11 protein-coding genes and 2 pseudogenes are annotated in these 16,504 nt (G+C 56.9%); 9 read left to right on the top strand and 4 right to left on the bottom strand.

The features are described from left to right. Nucleotides 1-45 precede the first annotated feature (45 nt). From JCM19049_RS00855 to JCM19049_RS00845, 3 genes are all read left to right on the top strand, one after another. Entirely contained in the window at nucleotides 46-1,059 is a 1,014-nt protein-coding gene (locus tag JCM19049_RS00855) for a hypothetical protein (protein WP_054820503.1), read from the top strand. A 6-nt stretch (nucleotides 1,060-1,065) separates the two neighbouring features. Beyond that, nucleotides 1,066-2,271, top strand: a complete 1,206-nt coding sequence (locus JCM19049_RS00850; RefSeq protein WP_054820502.1) for a DUF6716 putative glycosyltransferase — start codon at nucleotides 1,066-1,068, stop codon at nucleotides 2,269-2,271. A gap of 355 nt (nucleotides 2,272-2,626) precedes the next feature. Beyond that, entirely contained in the window at nucleotides 2,627-3,712 is a 1,086-nt protein-coding gene (locus JCM19049_RS00845; protein WP_054820501.1) for an inositol-3-phosphate synthase, read from the top strand. A 239-nt stretch (nucleotides 3,713-3,951) separates the two neighbouring features. Here JCM19049_RS00845 and JCM19049_RS17620 read toward each other — a convergent pair whose 3' ends face one another. Beyond that, complete coding sequence (locus tag JCM19049_RS17620) at nucleotides 3,952-4,074, bottom strand: hypothetical protein (RefSeq protein ID WP_279402141.1); 123 nt, start codon at nucleotides 4,072-4,074, stop codon at nucleotides 3,952-3,954. A gap of 727 nt (nucleotides 4,075-4,801) precedes the next feature. Then, nucleotides 4,802-6,237: pseudogene (locus JCM19049_RS00840) on the bottom strand (CCA tRNA nucleotidyltransferase). Between the two features lie 175 nt (nucleotides 6,238-6,412). On the opposite strand from JCM19049_RS00840, the pseudogene JCM19049_RS00835 reads away from it, so the two are divergent. The 6 genes and pseudogenes from JCM19049_RS00835 (at nucleotide 6,413) to trxA (ending at nucleotide 10,192) form a co-directional block, all read left to right on the top strand. After that, nucleotides 6,413-6,900, top strand: a pseudogene (locus JCM19049_RS00835) (NUDIX domain-containing protein). A gap of 178 nt (nucleotides 6,901-7,078) precedes the next feature. Continuing rightward, nucleotides 7,079-7,381 carry a hypothetical protein gene (locus tag JCM19049_RS00830; protein ID WP_279402140.1) on the top strand — a complete coding sequence of 101 codons (303 nt, stop codon included), beginning with the start codon at nucleotides 7,079-7,081 and terminating at the stop codon, nucleotides 7,379-7,381. A gap of 417 nt (nucleotides 7,382-7,798) precedes the next feature. Next, the gene (locus tag JCM19049_RS17615; RefSeq protein WP_279402139.1) at nucleotides 7,799-8,332 is read left to right on the top strand and encodes a hypothetical protein; all 534 of its coding nucleotides are present in this window, start codon (nucleotides 7,799-7,801) and stop codon (nucleotides 8,330-8,332) included. A 13-nt stretch (nucleotides 8,333-8,345) separates the two neighbouring features. Continuing rightward, nucleotides 8,346-8,771: a hypothetical protein gene (locus tag JCM19049_RS00825; RefSeq protein WP_279402138.1), complete on the top strand. Its 426-nt coding sequence runs from the start codon at nucleotides 8,346-8,348 to the stop codon at nucleotides 8,769-8,771. Between the two features lie 102 nt (nucleotides 8,772-8,873). Next, nucleotides 8,874-9,842, top strand: coding sequence for a thioredoxin-disulfide reductase (gene trxB / locus JCM19049_RS00820; RefSeq protein WP_054820498.1), 969 nt, complete (start codon nucleotides 8,874-8,876; stop codon nucleotides 9,840-9,842). Between the two features lie 26 nt (nucleotides 9,843-9,868). Next, nucleotides 9,869-10,192, top strand: coding sequence for a thioredoxin (trxA, locus tag JCM19049_RS00815; RefSeq protein ID WP_054820497.1), 324 nt, complete (start codon nucleotides 9,869-9,871; stop codon nucleotides 10,190-10,192). Nucleotides 10,193-14,107: 3,915 nt separating this feature from the next. On the opposite strand, the gene JCM19049_RS00810 is transcribed toward trxA, so the two are convergent. Beyond that, nucleotides 14,108-15,298, bottom strand: coding sequence for a ParB/RepB/Spo0J family partition protein (locus JCM19049_RS00810; protein ID WP_054820496.1), 1,191 nt, complete (start codon nucleotides 15,296-15,298; stop codon nucleotides 14,108-14,110). Nucleotides 15,299-15,504: 206 nt separating this feature from the next. Next, complete coding sequence (locus tag JCM19049_RS00805) at nucleotides 15,505-16,434, bottom strand: ParA family protein (RefSeq protein WP_138176455.1); 930 nt, start codon at nucleotides 16,432-16,434, stop codon at nucleotides 15,505-15,507. Nucleotides 16,435-16,504 lie beyond the last annotated feature (70 nt).

Here is a 16,504-nt window from a genome sequence, read left to right as displayed (position 1 = left end):
GGCCTTTAGCAGCATGGCCCGTCGCCTGGAGTCGGGAGCGCGCGGGTGAAAAAGATCGTGCACCGTCCGCAGGCGGAGGTCAGCCGGCCACGCTTCGGCCACTGCCGAGTCTGGGTCGAATCCCCACTGCAGCTGCTCTCTGCGGTGGAAACCCATGCAGCGGGGCTGCTGGGCAGCAACACCCGCATCGTGCCACGCAGAACATGCCGCTGGAGGCCACCACCAAAGCACTGCTGCAGGCCGCCCCCCGCGGGCTGGCGATTGCCCGAGCCCTCCCGCAACCCACCGGCACCGCTGTCCACCGATGAACGCTGGGTCACCGGGGACGCCTACTCGGGCAGGGTGCAGCGTGCCCTGCTGGGGCCGGTGCAATCCCGTGAAGTGGTCATCATCGACGACGGGCTCGCCACCTTGGCGCTGATCCGCCAGCTGACCAGCCAAGACCCGGTACCACTGGTGCGGGAGCGGGTGGAGAACTCCGCGGGCCGCAGGGCACTGGGACTGGCGCTGTGGTACCGGCTGCGTTTCATGGCGCGCGATCAGCGCCTGCTGATCGTCTCCGCCCTGGACGTGGATGAGCCCACGCGCGAACGCATGGAGCAACTGGGCATCAAGTTTGCCCAGCACCGCTTCGAATGGCTCACCGCCCAACCCGTGGCCGAGAGCTTCGCCGAACCCACCTTGGTCATCGGCTCGGCGATGAGCACCGACGGGCTGATCCATCCCGAGCCGTATCTGGAATGGCTGCGTGATGTGGCCCAGGACGGGCCGCTGGCGTATTTTCCGCACCGCCGCGAAACCCCGCACCTGCTCGAGCTGATTGGCCGGATCCCCAATGTCCGGCTCAAGGAGCACACCATTCCCATTGAAATGCGCCTGCGCCGGTTGCGTTCCGGGCAGCTAATCCGCTCCTTGCCCTCCACAGTGGTGCCTTCGCTGCGCCTGCTGCTGGGTACGCAACGCCACCAGGTCATTCCCCAAGCGGTGCCCGAACACTGGTGGACCGCCGCGACATCCCGGCAGCTGCGCGAGCACCTGTCCAATTCCCTGAAGGTGTGATGCCCGGTGACTCCCTCCATCTTGGCCGTGGCCGACTCCGACTCGTACCTGAAGCTGGCCGCCCACCTGCTGCACCAGCTCGGCGACGGATGGCGGCGGCGGGTCGTGGTTGTCCGCACCCCCACAAGCCCCACCGACGAGCAGATCCGGGCGGCCTTCAGCGGCACGGATTTGGACCCGCAGCACGTCCAAATTCTGCCGCTAAGTCACCTCACCGCCGGTACCGTCACCGAAGATGTGCTGTTCGCTTCGGCCACCGGGCCGATTGTCTCGGAAATTTATGCCAGGATCCTGCGCAGCGAACCGGTCGATGCACGCCGCACGGCGCTCGTTTCGGCGCTGCCGGGAGTAGCTTTCCCCGCGACGGCGAAAGGCTGGAACTATCGTCGGGCAGGGGATGCCTTCATCTGCCATTCGCACGCCGAGGTGCGGGATTTCTCCTTCCTGGCCGACTCCGAACCCGGCCACCAGCCCACCCTGTTGCTGGGCAAGTTGCCGTTTTTGACCAGTCCTGGCTTCCCCGCCACTTGTAGCCAGCCGATTAACCGAGTCGTGTTTGCCGCCCAGGCCAAGGTTCCGAGCGCACGTGATGAGCGTGAACAGATCCTGCTGGCCCTGGAAGGCACGGCCCGGATGAACCCGGGTACCGAGGTCATCATCAAGTTGCGCGCCCGGGCCGGAGAACCGCAAACACATCTGGAGCAATACCCTTATGACGCGCTGTTGGAGCAGATGGTCCAGGACGGACGGCTCTCCCGGACCAGCCACATCCGTTTTGCCACGGGGGCGTTGCACGAATTTCTGGTTCCGGGAACGGCGTTGGCCACGGTTTCTTCAACCGCGGCACTCGAGGCCCTGGACCACGGGTTGCCGACCCTGGTCATCAACGACTTTGGCGTTGACGTTTCACTGATTAATACGGTGTTCGTCGGCTCCGGGATTCAAGGCAGCCTGCAACAACTGCAGATGCTCGGACTCAGTAATCCGAACCGCGCATGGCTGAGGGAAAATTACTTTCATCGCAATGCCCGCGATCTGCATGACGCACTGCAACTCCTAGCGTCTAGAGCGCAGACTGGAACGCTGCAGACAGACGAGCAAATGCTGTCACGTCTGAAGAACTTTCCTCTGCGGCAGCGCGTACGCACCGTAATGCCCCGCCCAATGCTGGAAATTGCCCGAAAGTTGCGGCGGATTCTGGGACAGGCGTGAAATGAGAGCTACCAGACACCTCATGAGCATCTGAAATTTTGCTAATGACATAATATTTCATGATTTTTCAAGCCTAATAACGTGCTCTACGCTCACCGAGCGCGGTCGTTCATGCCCAATAGAATTTTTGGTACTGACTTTGTTTTCAGTCATTACCGACCGAACTCAGGGGACTTTCCGTCCGCATGAGGTCGGGTGGTAACAGTAACGAGCCTCGCTTCCCAATCTCTTCGCCGAAGCGGGAATGAAAGTGCATAGTAAGGGACTTAAGATCTATGGGGGAGCCTGTTTGCGGATAACTCTTATCTCTTGGATCCGCTCCCCATAGCTTTCATCGTTTTCCAAAGGAGTTCATGTGTCGGCGAACCCGATCAGAGTTGCCATCGTCGGTGTGGGTAACTGTGCCACGTCACTTATCCAAGGCGTCGAGTACTACCGCGATGCGGCAGCTGATTCCACCATTCCGGGTCTGATGCACGTTCAGTTCGGCGACTACCACGTCAGCGACGTGCAGTTCGTCGCCGCTTACGACGTCGATGCCAAGAAGGTTGGACTGGATCTTGCTGACGCAATCCTGGCCAGCGAGAACAACACCATTAAGATCGCGGATGTGCCGCAGACCGGAATCACCGTCCAGCGGGGACATACCCTGGATGGCTTGGGCAAGTACTACCGCGAAACCATCGAGGAGTCCTCGGCCGAACCGGTGGACATGGTTCAGTCCCTCAAGGACGCCCAGGTCGATGTACTGGTCTGCTACCTTCCGGTGGGTTCGGAAGAAGCGGCCAAGTTCTACGCACAGGCTGCGATTGACGCTGGCGTTGCCTTCGTCAACGCACTGCCGGTCTTCATTGCCGGCACCCCGGAATGGGCGCAGAAGTTCACAGATGCTGGTGTTCCGATCGTCGGCGACGACATCAAGAGCCAAATCGGTGCCACCATCACCCACCGCGTCATGGCAAAGCTCTTCGAAGACCGTGGGGTTGTCCTGGACCGCACCTACCAGCTGAATGTGGGCGGCAACATGGACTTCAAGAACATGCTCGAGCGCGAGCGTCTGGAATCCAAGAAGATCTCCAAGACCCAGGCGGTCACTTCCAACACCTCAGCTGCCCTGGGTGCCGATGACGTACACATCGGCCCGAGCGACTTCGTGTCATGGCTGGACGACCGCAAATGGGCTTTCGTGCGCCTCGAGGGACGCAACTTCGGTGATGCGCCGGTCAACCTCGAATACAAGCTGGAGGTTTGGGATTCCCCGAACTCCGCGGGCGTCATCATCGACGCGGTGCGCGCCGCCAAGATCGCCCAGGACCGCGGCATTGGTGGTCCCATCCTCTCCGCTTCCAGCTACTTCATGAAGTCGCCGCCGGAGCAGTACGACGACGAAACCGCGCGTCAGAAGGTAGAGGCCTTTATTCGCGGCGAGATCGAGCGTTAACGGTCCACTCCCCGCCCGAGTCTTCAGGTGCCCACCGTGTCCACAAGGCGGTGGCACCTGCATTTAAGAGCTCTCGTGGTCGGACTGTGAAACTCCTGCATTGTTCCAAGGCCTTCGTCATCTGGGTGCGGCAAGGCCCGCCGGGCCACAGGCCGGCGGGCCTCGTCTGGATATTCGGTTGCGGTTCCATCATGTATCCCCCTTGGTCTGGCACTGACGGTAATGGCGTCAGCCGACCCCTAGCGGATACGGAAGTACATTTCCGGTGGAACGTGATTCTTCATTTCACGTTCACGACGTGCCTGATGGAATCGCGTTTCCTTGAAGCGATCAGTCTGATCGCCGCGGTAGCGCTTTTTCACTAGCCTCCCCTCCTTTCCGTTTGCGTCGAAAGGACGGGAACAACTTGAGGGTTCGAAAGCGAACTACGCGCTTTCAGGCTCTCCGGTCCGGCGAAGATCAATTCCGCGGCGCGGATAGCACGGGTTGGAGTAGTGCAAAGAGGGGCAGACATGAGAAAAGTTCCTAGAGGTTTCGGTCGAATACTGACTATTCAGCCTCAGGAACTTTTTGATGAGTTAGTGTGAGAGAACTAGATCGTCATCTGTCCGGAGGCTGGGGAAACTCGCCGCACGCGGGCGTAAAAGCCGGCAAATCCGCCGCCATTAGTCCAAGAAATCTGGATCATATTCATGTTTCCCACCTCCTTAGGTCTGCTCGAGTCGATCGCACCTCAGGTGCGAGACTGCAACGTTTATTGTCTCTTCGATCTCGTTAGTCTCATTGAGACTTCCCAATCACGATACCCAGCATAACTGAACTCTGCGCGGAATATCCAGCCACAAGGGAAAATACTTTAAAGATTCTTCGGCTTCACGGGCCACGTGGTGCCGCCGGACGTGTGAAGACTGCTGTCCCAGAAGCAGAAGGCAGCTGCAGCTGCAGCTGCAGCTACCAATACATAGCAACGGCAGTCATCCGGAAAGTCTTCGGGCAAGTCCTACCGTCACGGAAAGCACAAACAGCCGCCGTCCTGCAATCACCACACGGCAGCGCGCAGGAGGGCGGCAAACCCGCAATGTGCGCGGCTTAGTCCCGCGACTCGGGCTGCTCGGCCCACCACTGCAGGAGGCGTTCTCCGGCCTTGTCCTCCCCCAAGGGGCCTTCGTCAAGGCGCATGTTCAACAGGAACTTATACGCACGTCCCACTACGGGTCCCGGAGAGATCCCCAGTAGCTTCATGATCTGCTCGCCGTCAAGGTCGGGCCGAATGGAATTCAGCTCCTCCTGCTCAGCAATCTGCTGGATCCGGGTTTCCAGGTCGTCGTAGGCGAACGACAGGCGATCGGCCTTGCGGCGGTTGCGCGTCGTAACGTCCGAGCGGGTCAGGCGGTGCAGACGCTCGAGCTGGGGACCTGCATCTGTCACGTACCTACGTACCGCGGAATCTGTCCAGCCGGCTTCCCCATAACCGTAGAAACGCATATGCAGTTCAACCAGACGGGCAACGGCCTTGATCGTTTCCTTGTCGAAACGCAGGGCACGCATCCGCTGCTTGACCAACTTGGAGCCCACCACGTCATGGTGACGGAAACTGACCGAGCCGTTGCTCTCGAATTTCCGTGTCGCCGGCTTGCCGATGTCGTGCATCAGGGCAGCGAAGCGCAGCACAAAATCTGGTTTCGGAACCGCTCCGTCGGCATCGGTCTCGTGATCAATCGCCTGCTCCAGCACGGTCAGTGAATGCTGGTAGACATCCTTGTGCCGGTGGTGCTCGTCGATCTCCAGACGTAACGCCGGCACCTCGGGCAGCATGATGTCGGCCAGGCCGGTTTGCACCAGCAAATCGATACCCGATCGCGGGTCCGCGCCATTGATGAGTTTGACCAGCTCATCGCGGATTCGCTCAGCCGAAATGATCTCGAGCCGGTCAGCCATGTGCCGCATGGCCTTGCGAACCTCCGGTGCAACGTTCATTCGCAGCTGCGAGGTGAAGCGCGCAGCCCGCATCATCCGCAGTGGATCATCGGAAAAAGAGACTTCCGGAGATCCCGGCGTACGAATCAGCCCTCATTCAGGGAGGCGACTCCGTCAAAGGGATCGATGAGTTCCAGCTGCGGCAAACGCAGTGCCATGGCATTCATGGTGAAATCGCGTCGGTACAGATCGTCTCGCAGATTATCGCCAAAGGCCACGACGGGCTTGCGAGAATCCTTGTCATAGGCATCCGCGCGGTAAGTCGTGACTTCAATGGTGTCCCTGCCCTTACGCAGCGCGATGGTTCCGAATTCACGGCCCACATCCCACGTTGCGTCCGCCCAACCCTCAATGACGCTCAGGGTCTGATCCGGCAGCGCGTTGGTCGTGAAATCCAGGTCAGGTGAGACGCGTCCAAGGTAGAGATCACGGACCGGTCCACCGACCAGCGACAGCTCGAATCCAGCTGCGACGAAGCGGTCAGCCAACTCGAAAATGACCGCGGGAAGAATCTGGCGCAGCACTGCGTGGGAAGGAAGTTCGTACATAGTCCTTTAAGGGTGCCAGATTTCCCGGCCCCGTGTGCACGTACTCGGTGGTATTCACTGCGACAAAACTCTCCGCGTCACGTTGTTAACGGAATGTTAGGCGTTTTGTCGATACAGTGGTTTCATGAACCGTCCGATCCCGTCCGCACCTAAGCGCACGCCATTGACAGCGTCAATGGCGCATGCGCACGCGGCTGGAGGGCACCAACAGCTGCCCACCGTCGAGGAGGTTTCCTCCGGCGGTATCGTGATCGATTTCGATGATTCCTCCTTCCCCGTAGCAATCATCGCCCGGTACAACCGAGGCGGGCGGCTCGAGTGGTGTCTTCCCAAGGGCCACCCGGAGGGCGAAGAGACCAATGAGGAAGCCGCGATCCGGGAGATCGAGGAAGAGACCGGAATTGCCGGTCGGATTCTCGCGCCCCTGGGATCCGTGGACTACTGGTTTACCGTCACCAACTACCGGGTCCACAAAACGGTGCACCACTTCCTGCTCGAGGCCACAGGTGGCGAGTTGACCATCGAAAACGATCCGGACCATGAAGCGTGGACGTCGATTGGGTTCCCCTGAACGCATTGGGCAAGAGGCTGTCTTTTCCCAACGAGCGGCGCATTGCCGACCTCGCGCGCGAGGTGCTGACCCGCTATGTCACCGGTGGTTAGCCAACAGGGTTCACAGGTGAATCGCCCCGGAGAACGCCGGCACGGAATCTACAGAAAAACAGCGTCTTCGACGGCCACGTGACTCTAGCCAAATCACCCACATATCCCGTCGTATCGCAGGTAACATGAGGATGGCGGGGAATCCGCCTGAATGCTCAACCAACCCTTGGAGATGTACGTGTCGCAGTCCATCGATGTCGGGTCCGTCCTCGGCGGTCGCTACCAGGTCACCGAATTTGTCTTGACCTCCGCCGAAGGAGACCTTGTCCTCGAAGGCATTGACCAGGTGCTGAACAGATCCGTCAGTATTCTGGTTGCGTCGACGGACAATTCCTCACAGTTGGCCAGCAGCGCGCGCGAAATCGCGATGGACGAGCGTTCCGCTGCGGTCCAGGTCCTCGATCTGCGTTACGGACGCCAATCAAACTTATCTCGTAGCCAACCTGGCCAATTCGGCGGACTTGCTCGACTTGGTGGTTGAGCGCGACGCTCCTTATGTCGAGCCGTTTTTCACAGATACTCTGGGCACCGAAATCTTCGGTGAAACTCGTCAGGCAGTACCGCAGACCTACGAGGATGACGACGCCTACTACGAGCACCTCCGCTATGAGGAGGAGCCGGAAGAGCAGGGCCGTATCGGAAACGCTCTCAGCAGTGGATTCAGCGGTCTGAAGAACAGGTTCGGACGCAAGAATGCGTCCGCTGAAGGTGATGAGCAATCACTGCCTGCGGCAGAGGGCGATGATGTCGACCCGAAGACGGCTCCGCAGGAGACGTCTTCTCCAAGCACCACACCGGTTGCGCCGATTAAGGCTCGGAAGGGGGCGCCAAGCCTGCCGACAAGGCAAAAGTCACCCGTCTTGAGGACGACGAGCCGAATGTCACCGCCACGGCGGCGTTGTCTTCGGCCGAGCTTTCCAAGGGCAAGGAACCAAAGTCTTCCAAGGACAAAAAGAAGCCTGCTGCCGCAGGGGCGACGTCAGCGGCAGCTGCAGCATCCGAGTCTCCTAAGAAAGAACCCCGCGGGGATAAGCCAACTGGCTCTCAAAAGGCCAGTGGGGCTGCGGGGGCTGCGGGGGCCGCCGATGCCGGCGGGGTTGCTGCTGCCGCAGCAGCCGCATCCGGCAACGGCTCGAAGGCCAAAACCTTCCCCGCCGCAGCCAAGAACGTTCCTGCCTCCAACGCAGATTACGAAAATCCGGAAGAGAACAACGAAAACAGCAGCAAGGGAGCTCGCCTGTTGGTGGGCGCCGTGCTGATCGCTGTACTCGTCATTGGGGTAGTTTTCGCGTTTAACTTCCTCGGCCGTGGTGGAGGCGATGAGCCCGTAGCTCAGACGCCGCCGAACGAAACTCAGGAGCAGCCCGCCGAGCCGAACGAGGAGTCCCCTTCGGACACCGAGTCCCCCGTTGCCTGCCCCGGAAATTGCTGATGTTTCCCGGCTGGTGCCGGGGAACCAGAAGCTGAACGCTGAAACCGATGACACGCTGTCCAAGATGATCGACGGTAATCCTGCCAGTGTTTACAACACCTACTCGTATACCACCGCGAACTTCGGCGGTTTTGCCTCCAACATGGTGTTTATCCTCGAGCTGGAAGATGAGTCGAAGATCAGCGAAGTTCAGCTTGACGGCCTCAACGCCTCTGGAGGCAGCTACCAGATTCTGATTGGTGACAGCGAAGACCTGGGCGAAGCAAACTCCGTGGCCAACGGCTCATTCACGGGCCCGTCGCTGACTGTTCCAGTGAATGAAGAGCAAGCCACGGGCCAATACGTCTTCTTGAACGTTACTGAACTGCCGCGTCGCGCTTCTGGCGCGAATGCATCTCGTCCCTTTGGGCTGCAGATTGGTGAGTTCTCGGCCAAGTAACACTGACGGAATTTTTCACCGTTATCAAACGTTGAGGTGCATAGTGAGGTCTAACCGCACTATGCACTTCGCATTTACATGAAATGAAAGGGTCCCTCCCCCGTGGCTTCAACACAGAATGATGAAATCCGCGATGTCATCATCGTCGGTTCCGGTCCAGCGGGCTACACGTCAGCAATTTACACTGCGCGCGCGAACCTGAATCCACTGGTCATTGCCGGTTCCGTAACCGCTGGTGGAGAACTGATGAACACCACCGACGTGGAAAACTTTCCTGGTTTCCCACAGGGCATCATGGGACCCGACCTTATGGACAATCTGCAGCAGCAAGCCGAGCGCTTTGGCGCTGAAGTACTCTTCGATGACGTGACGCATCTGGATCTCACCGGAGACATCAAGAAGGTCACCGTCAACGACGGCACCGTCTTCACCGCGCACTCCGTTATTGTTTCGACCGGGTCAGCGTACCGCGAGCTTGGCCTGGAAGATGAGAAGCGTCTGTCCGGCAAGGGTGTCTCCTGGTGTGCAACCTGTGATGGGTTCTTCTTCCGTGATCAGCAAATTGCAGTTGTTGGCGGCGGAGATTCGGCCATGGAAGAAGCACTCTTCCTGACCAAGTTTGCCTCGAAGGTGTACGTGGTGCACCGGAGAAACGAACTACGGGCCTCGAAAATTATGGCAGACCGCGCCATGGCCCACGAGAAGATCGAGTTCGTTTGGGACTCTGAGGTTGTCGGAATCGAGGGTGCTGAAAAGGTCGCCGGACTACGCGTAAAGAACCGTAGCACCGGTGAAGAGAAGACTCTGCCCGTCACGGGCGTTTTCGTCGCTATCGGCAACGATCCACGCACCGAGCTGGTAAAGAATCAGCTCGAGCTGACTGCAGAGGGCACTATCGCTGTTGACGGACGCACTTCTCAAACCTCGTTGAAGGGCGTATTTGCCGCCGGCGATGTCATCGACGCTCGGTACCGGCAAGCGATCACCGCCGCAGGTTCTGGATGCGCAGCCGCAATCGACGTTGAACACTTCCTGGCGGATCTAAAAACCCCCGTACAGGCGACGAATTAAGCTCTACAGAAAGGTGGTTGTCTCTCATGAGCAACGCAAAGGATGTCACCGAAGCAAGCTTCCAGGCGGACGTGCTGGAAGCAAGTAAGCCGGTAATCGTTGATTTCTGGGCAGAATGGTGTGGCCCCTGCCGACAGCTGAGCCCCATTCTTGATCAGATTGCCGTCGAGCACGCCGACAAGGTAGAGGTCGTCAAGATCAACGTCGACGAAAACCAGGGCATCGCAGCAAAGTACGGAATCACCAGTATTCCTGCTGTCTACGTTTTCAAGGACGGTGAACACGTCGCTACGTCGATTGGCGCCAAGCCGAAGCCTGTTCTCGAGAAGGAATTCGCTGCCTACCTCTAGGTAGTGAAGAACGAAGTATCGACCACTAAGGTGGCGGATCAGTGATCCGCCACCCTTAGTGGTCTTTCTCTACCGGAGAATAACCCCTGTTATCGGACGATTAGCGGATCAAAGGCTCTGGAAGAATCGAAGCTTGAAATCAAGTATATTATTTTGTTTTCTGTTACCAGTCCTCGACTGATAATCCCGAAGGATCATGCCCGACATGCAGGCCGCTTTCGGCTGATGGCACTGTGAAGAATGATTGCTGTCTTTCCTTCGCTTTCTGCGCGCCGCGTGCTTCTTCCCAAATCTAGCAATGACGTCTCCCGCCACCGTACAATACGAGTGACGTCCATGGGCCATGATGGAAATAGCTATCAGAGCTGGTCCATCACTTGATGGCTACTGGGTACTCCTACTCAATGACCACTATGCTGTCGCCAGAATTTAGCGTTTCGTGCAATTTTGCTGTTCTACCGCACACGGTGCGATTTCAATGAGTCTGCGTAGTGGGGTCAAGAGGGATGATCCCGCGATCATCAAGCTTCCGGAAAGCAGCCTTCTAAACGTAGCCCCGGGCTAGAGCGCTTCCCGTTCCCCCATCATCCTCATCGCGATCGCGGCCGGAGTTCTTGGACACTCGTACTGTAATAGACGGCATTAATCCGCGAGGTGCGTTCAACCGTTGTTGTGGCCAGCTGCAACACGGGTACACCTACCACAAGCTATAGTCGCAGCGGGCTCAATGCTCCGTTCGTTTGCTAACGGACATGTGGTACCGGCCATCTGGAGCCAATAGAACCGCGGGGAAACACGTAATGCGTAATGCGCAGGATCATCAGGTAGGACAATGGTGGTTCCGGTGACAAAAAAGGTGCGGGGCCAAAGACTGGAAAGTCGTTTCCAGTGACACGAGCTCGCCTTACTGCGGCTACACTCTTTCGAGCCTTTTGGTTGCTCTATCTCAAGAGAAGACACTCAAAGTCGCAGCCACTTCTGCGATTGCGTGCAATGTTGTGAGAGCATCCTGCGCGCGTGTTCGAAAAGTTCGATTATTCAGGTTTTACATTCTCTGAACCTTGCCACGCGCCGGTCTTCCGTGGAGTTCCACCGGTCCTGAAAACCCAGGTATGTCACAAAAATAGCGTGTTTTCGATAGCGGACCAACGTCGCTAATGTTTCCTCTGTTCCAAGTGGAGGAGCAAAATCACCGACCGGGAAAGTTGCCGGTCTTCATGACCCAGCTGTCCCCGAAGACAAGGTCTATCCCTGAATTTCGAATACCTTCGATACCGATCTGCGACTAGTCTCACCCCGGTTTTTCAATGTTTCTACCCACAAGCATCCCGCAGTAGTGTCGCGAATTGGGCAATGACTACTTCAACGCCCACCGGTCCCTACTCCCCTACTTTAGGAAATGCCTGCACTTTCTGTGTTGCCAGTGCTTCGTCCGCAACACGCACAGCTGCCCTAACGCTTTACTCGCTGAACCCGGCAAAGCGAACAACACGAGAAAGTTAGAGTCACCCCTGGCGTTGGTGTCTCTCGAAGGGAATTGCCTAAGGTGTATTCAGGCGTCCAGCTCTGACACAGCTCAAAGCTCATAGCAGTTAGGCGATATTAGCTATGCCGCCAGAATGGATCCCCAACCGTTTCACGTGAAACTTTGCGATTTACTGTTTGTGCAAGGTTTGAACTTAGAGCTGTAGTACCAAAACCTCGTGTGCCCTCTTCGCTGCACCCCCTCTATTTTCCACACGAACGGCTTCTCTAGGTACAGGTCAGGTTTGCGAGCCCAAAACTTGACGTTGAATCGAACTTCCGGCGTTGGAGTCAGTGGCCTTAGACGCTCTGTAGGGCTTAGAGTGCCCCTACATCAGTAACGCTTGATCCCGGTTCCCACCGGCCTTCAAGAGGAGACAACGGCGTCGCGAAACTCATTGTCCTTGGACGTACTCCGGCGCGTCACTATCCACTACAAGCCCCTTGCGACATCATTGCCTCGCGGGCAGCCAGAGGACGCAGCAAATGCTTCTAGTGCAACCACAACCTAGGATCCGGCCCCTCCCCTTCGAATAATTAGAAACATAACCCCTCGCGACTTGCCGAGTTGTCAATGAGCCCTTCCGTAGGTGCTCCTTGGCCTGCTCCGAAGATTGAGCTCAGCATTGGGCTGCAAAATCCTGCCATCAGCGGCTACAGGAGCCTTGCTGAGGGCCTTATAGCTCTCCTCAGGGGGTTAGGGCGTGCCCGAGTAGATCTGAAGTCTCAGAAACGAACAGAGGCCTTCGAGGATCCGACGGCTGAAGCTCCTCCATCGTATCTACACTTCGTTTACGGAGACGCTGCACGTGGAACAATGGTCGGGGATGTATCTTATGCGCCTGGAAAGACGGCCGGTCGGTGGGCCCGGAAGAAGCCCGAGCCGGTCGACAGCGGAACCGCAATAAGTAGGGCGTTTGCTCCCGAGGCAAGCATCCTTGCAGAAGTAGCCCGAATAACTGCAGGATCGCCGCAGGACGCAGATTTGACTGCATGAATATAGGCCGCAGGTTCTATCCGGCTCCGCTTATTCTCCTATCTATCGCAAGCTGGGAGTTCCACTCTCCGTTTCACGTGAAACAGTCGAAAACTACAATCTTCCGCTGGAGCGCGGAGCCGTCCACTCCTCGGTTGTGTAGGCGATCTTCATCAGCAAACAAATCGAATTTCGGCTACGAGCCTTATTGGGAAACTGAAGTTCATAAGGAGCAAACTTCCCACCGTTGCCTACGCTATTCGCGGTGGGCAGTCACTGTAGGCTCTTCCGGAAGCCAGAGGAATCGAGAGTAGCGCGAACCGTACACCTGTAGGGGCTTCAGAACATGGAGAGAGGTGGCCCACCATCGATATCAGCGTCGTTATCAAAGGTTCACTCCCTCGCGCGTACAGGCCTCGTCGGCACTGGCAGCGTAGACAGCAAGAAGTGCTACGGTCGCGCGTTCAAGTGGCTAGTGGGTATCTCCCACGTATCCATACGTTCTTGCTACCGATAGCGCCGGCTCGTACTCGGGGAACAGCCAGAGAAAATATGCAGCGGCACAGCGGGTTGTCCAAGATTGGAAACTGGCTAGGCTGAGTTCTCCTGCGTTATAGTGCACCGGTTGATGGAAATTCCCCATGCTTGTAGATTAACCGCTGAGAAGTACGCTTCGCACTCGGGCAACGGAAGATGTACTAGCGATGTTTGCTGAGGTCTCAATTCCTGGTGCCCAACTAGGCGCCGGACTGCTAAGGGTACACATCACTAAACGAAACACGTACTAACGTCAGTTCCCTGGCTTATCTACTCCTGCATTACCGGGAACCCGCCAAACGCCAGCGATTCCAAGAGTCGAAGAACGCGGATATCGGAAGGACTCTATAATCGTGAAGTTGAGAGGATGAAGATGCTTCATCCACAACCCACCTCCATGACTTGACACTGTTCACTGCTTTTGGGATAGGTAGAACCGGCTTTGGATGTCGGGTAGCAATGGACGAAGTTTCACGTGAAACAGAAATCAACGCACCGTTAAACCAGTTCGTGAGTACGGTAGTTGTTCCGGAGCGACCTACCTTCTCTCTAGTCAGCAGCAGAGCGGCGATCAGCGCTATTCTTTGAAATTCTTCACGCTCATTCTGTCATGCTGCTACCTCTCAGTTTGAGAACTTGTGGATCAACACGTTTACGCTCCTCGTTTCGTGGAGCGAGATGCTCACTATATTTAGGCGCTCAAGGACAGGAACACTCCACGTTCATCTCCGGCGCATTAGAAGCTTATGGCGAATACGACGTCGGTGCGTATTGGTCGGGTAAGCCAGAAGGGTGCCCCGCCTATACAGCCTTACTCCCCTGCAGACGACAAAGGACGGGTGGTTTCACGTGAAACCACCCGTCCTTTGTTTGTCCTATTAGTCCTTGATCTCCGGTGCAAGTACTGTCATGATGCGATTCAAGTCTTCCACGGAGGCGAATTCGATACTGACCTTTCCCTTTCGGGCGCCTAAGGCAATCTTTACGTTAGTATCAAGGCGGTCCGCCAGTGATGAAGCTATGAAATCAAGTCTTTCATTCCTGGCGGTTTCACGGGGCTTGGAAGGCCGCTTGGAGGTCGGCTTGTCATCGCTAAGCGCCACGGCTTCTTCGGTGGCGCGTACGGAAAGACCTTCATTAATCACCCGTTGTGCCAGCTGCTCGATTGCCTCACTATTGGACAGTCCCAGAAGAGCGCGAGCATGCCCCGCTGACAGTACTCCGGCTGCTACACGACGCTGGACGAGTGGAGGCAACTTCATAAGGCGGATCGTATTCGAGATTTGTGAGCGAGAACGACCGATGCGTGAAGAAAGAACCTCTTGAGTGCAATCGAATTCCTGGAGAAGCTGTTGGTAGGCAGCTGCTTCTTCCAAGGGATTCAGCTCAGACCGGTGGAGATTCTCAAGCAGAGCATCCCGAAGTAAGTCCGTATCCTGAGTATCTCGAATGATCGCCGGGATCTTGTTCAGTCCCGCCGCTTGGGTAGCGCGCCAACGGCGTTCACCCATGACAAGCTCGTAGGGTTCACGTCCATCTTCGCGTGAAGGCCTAATGACAATTGGCTGAAGGAGACCAATCTCGCGAATGGAATGTATCAGCTCATCCATCTGCTCTTCGTCAAAATTAGATCGCGGTTGCTTGCGGTTCGGGTGGATATCCTTAACGTCAACTTCCGCAAACCGTGCGCCCGGAACTTCTACCAGTTGCTCTGAATCCGCCTCAATAGTAGGCTCACTAAGCTGAGGCTCTGGCTTCGACGGCTTCGACGCATCCTCCGAAGACGACCTCGGCTTCACGCTTGAGGTTAGATCCGGCATCGTTGCACGACCACGTTTGATCGGCTTTTTAGTACCTGGTACTCCGGCGTCGCCCGTGTTGGTCTTTCGCCCGGGCTCAAAGAACATATCTACGGGACGTCCGGATTTAGACTTAGCATTGCCGGCAACAATAGTTTCGTGCGTGGTTGTTTCACGTGAAACAGAGTCGTTTTCCTCAGCCGCAACGGCCGGGGAACTGGAGATCAACGCACCAAGACCCCGTCCCAATCCCCGTTTTTTCTCAGCCATTGATGGCCCGCCCTTTCATCAAGACACTCAACCCATACCTAGTCTAATGCTGAATGTGCATCAAAACGCTTAGAAACTTCCTACAACCTACCTCTGTCGGTGAGCTAGCGGTCATGCCTTAGAACCTGCAGGTCGCCCTACGATGGACATTCCAGAATCAACTGATAGAGGTTGTTCTTATGATGCACATCGGCGGCGGAGCCTCTTTATTTAGGTTCGCCCCGTTCCGCAATTTCCACCGCTGCTTCCAGATACGACAGAGCGCCTGTGGAATTTGGATCGTAAGTAATGACGGTCTGCTGGTAGCTTGGAGCCTCAGAGATTCGCACGCTTCTTGGAATAACAGCCTTCAGAACTTGCTCCGGGAAGTGCTCCCGGACCTCGGTGGCCACTTGGGCGGCGAGGTTGGTTCGTCCGTCGTACATGGTCAGCAGGATTGTCGACACCGAAAGCTTCGAATTGAGATGCGTCTGAATCATCTCGATGTTCTTCAATAGCTGGCTTAGACCTTCCAAAGCGTAGTACTCACACTGGATCGGGATTAGGACCTCTCGCGCGGCTACAAAAGCATTGACTGTCAGCAGGCCCAAGCTGGGCGGACAGTCGATAAACACATAGTCCAGTCGAGGAAGGCCCTCGCGTTGGCGCCATCGTGCGTAGGCGTCCAAGGCCTTCTGTAGTCGCTGCTCTCTGGCGACAACCGAGACAAGTTCTATTTCTGCGCCGGCCAAGTGAATTGTTGCAGGAGCAACTTGAAGCGACGGCAGATCCGGGCAGGTCGCCACGACTTCATTCAACGGAAGATCGTTGATCAGAACGTCGTAAATGCTGTCGACTTCGGAATGATGCTCGATCCCTAGAGCCGTCGATGCGTTGCCCTGTGGATCAATATCGATCACCAGCACATTAAGCCCGCTCTTGGCCAGGGCAGCGGCGAGATTGACCGTAGTGGTCGTCTTGCCTACGCCGCCCTTCTGATTGGAAATCGTGAAGTATCGAGTCTTCTCGGGCATAGGTACCACCTTCTCCGATAGCGCTTCGCGTCGACGATGTTCGCTGGCCAATTGACTCGCTAGTGGGGAAGACGCATCGTTGATGTCGAAGACGTTACTCGACGAATTCTTTCCCTTGGTCAAGGGCGGCACTCCTTACCGTGAATCAGCGCAGTTGTTGCCACTCCGCTGCATGTGTTTCACGTGAAACAAA

It is taken from the genome of Arthrobacter sp. JCM 19049 (assembly GCF_001310435.1).
This window is presented reverse-complemented; position numbering and strand designations above follow the sequence as displayed.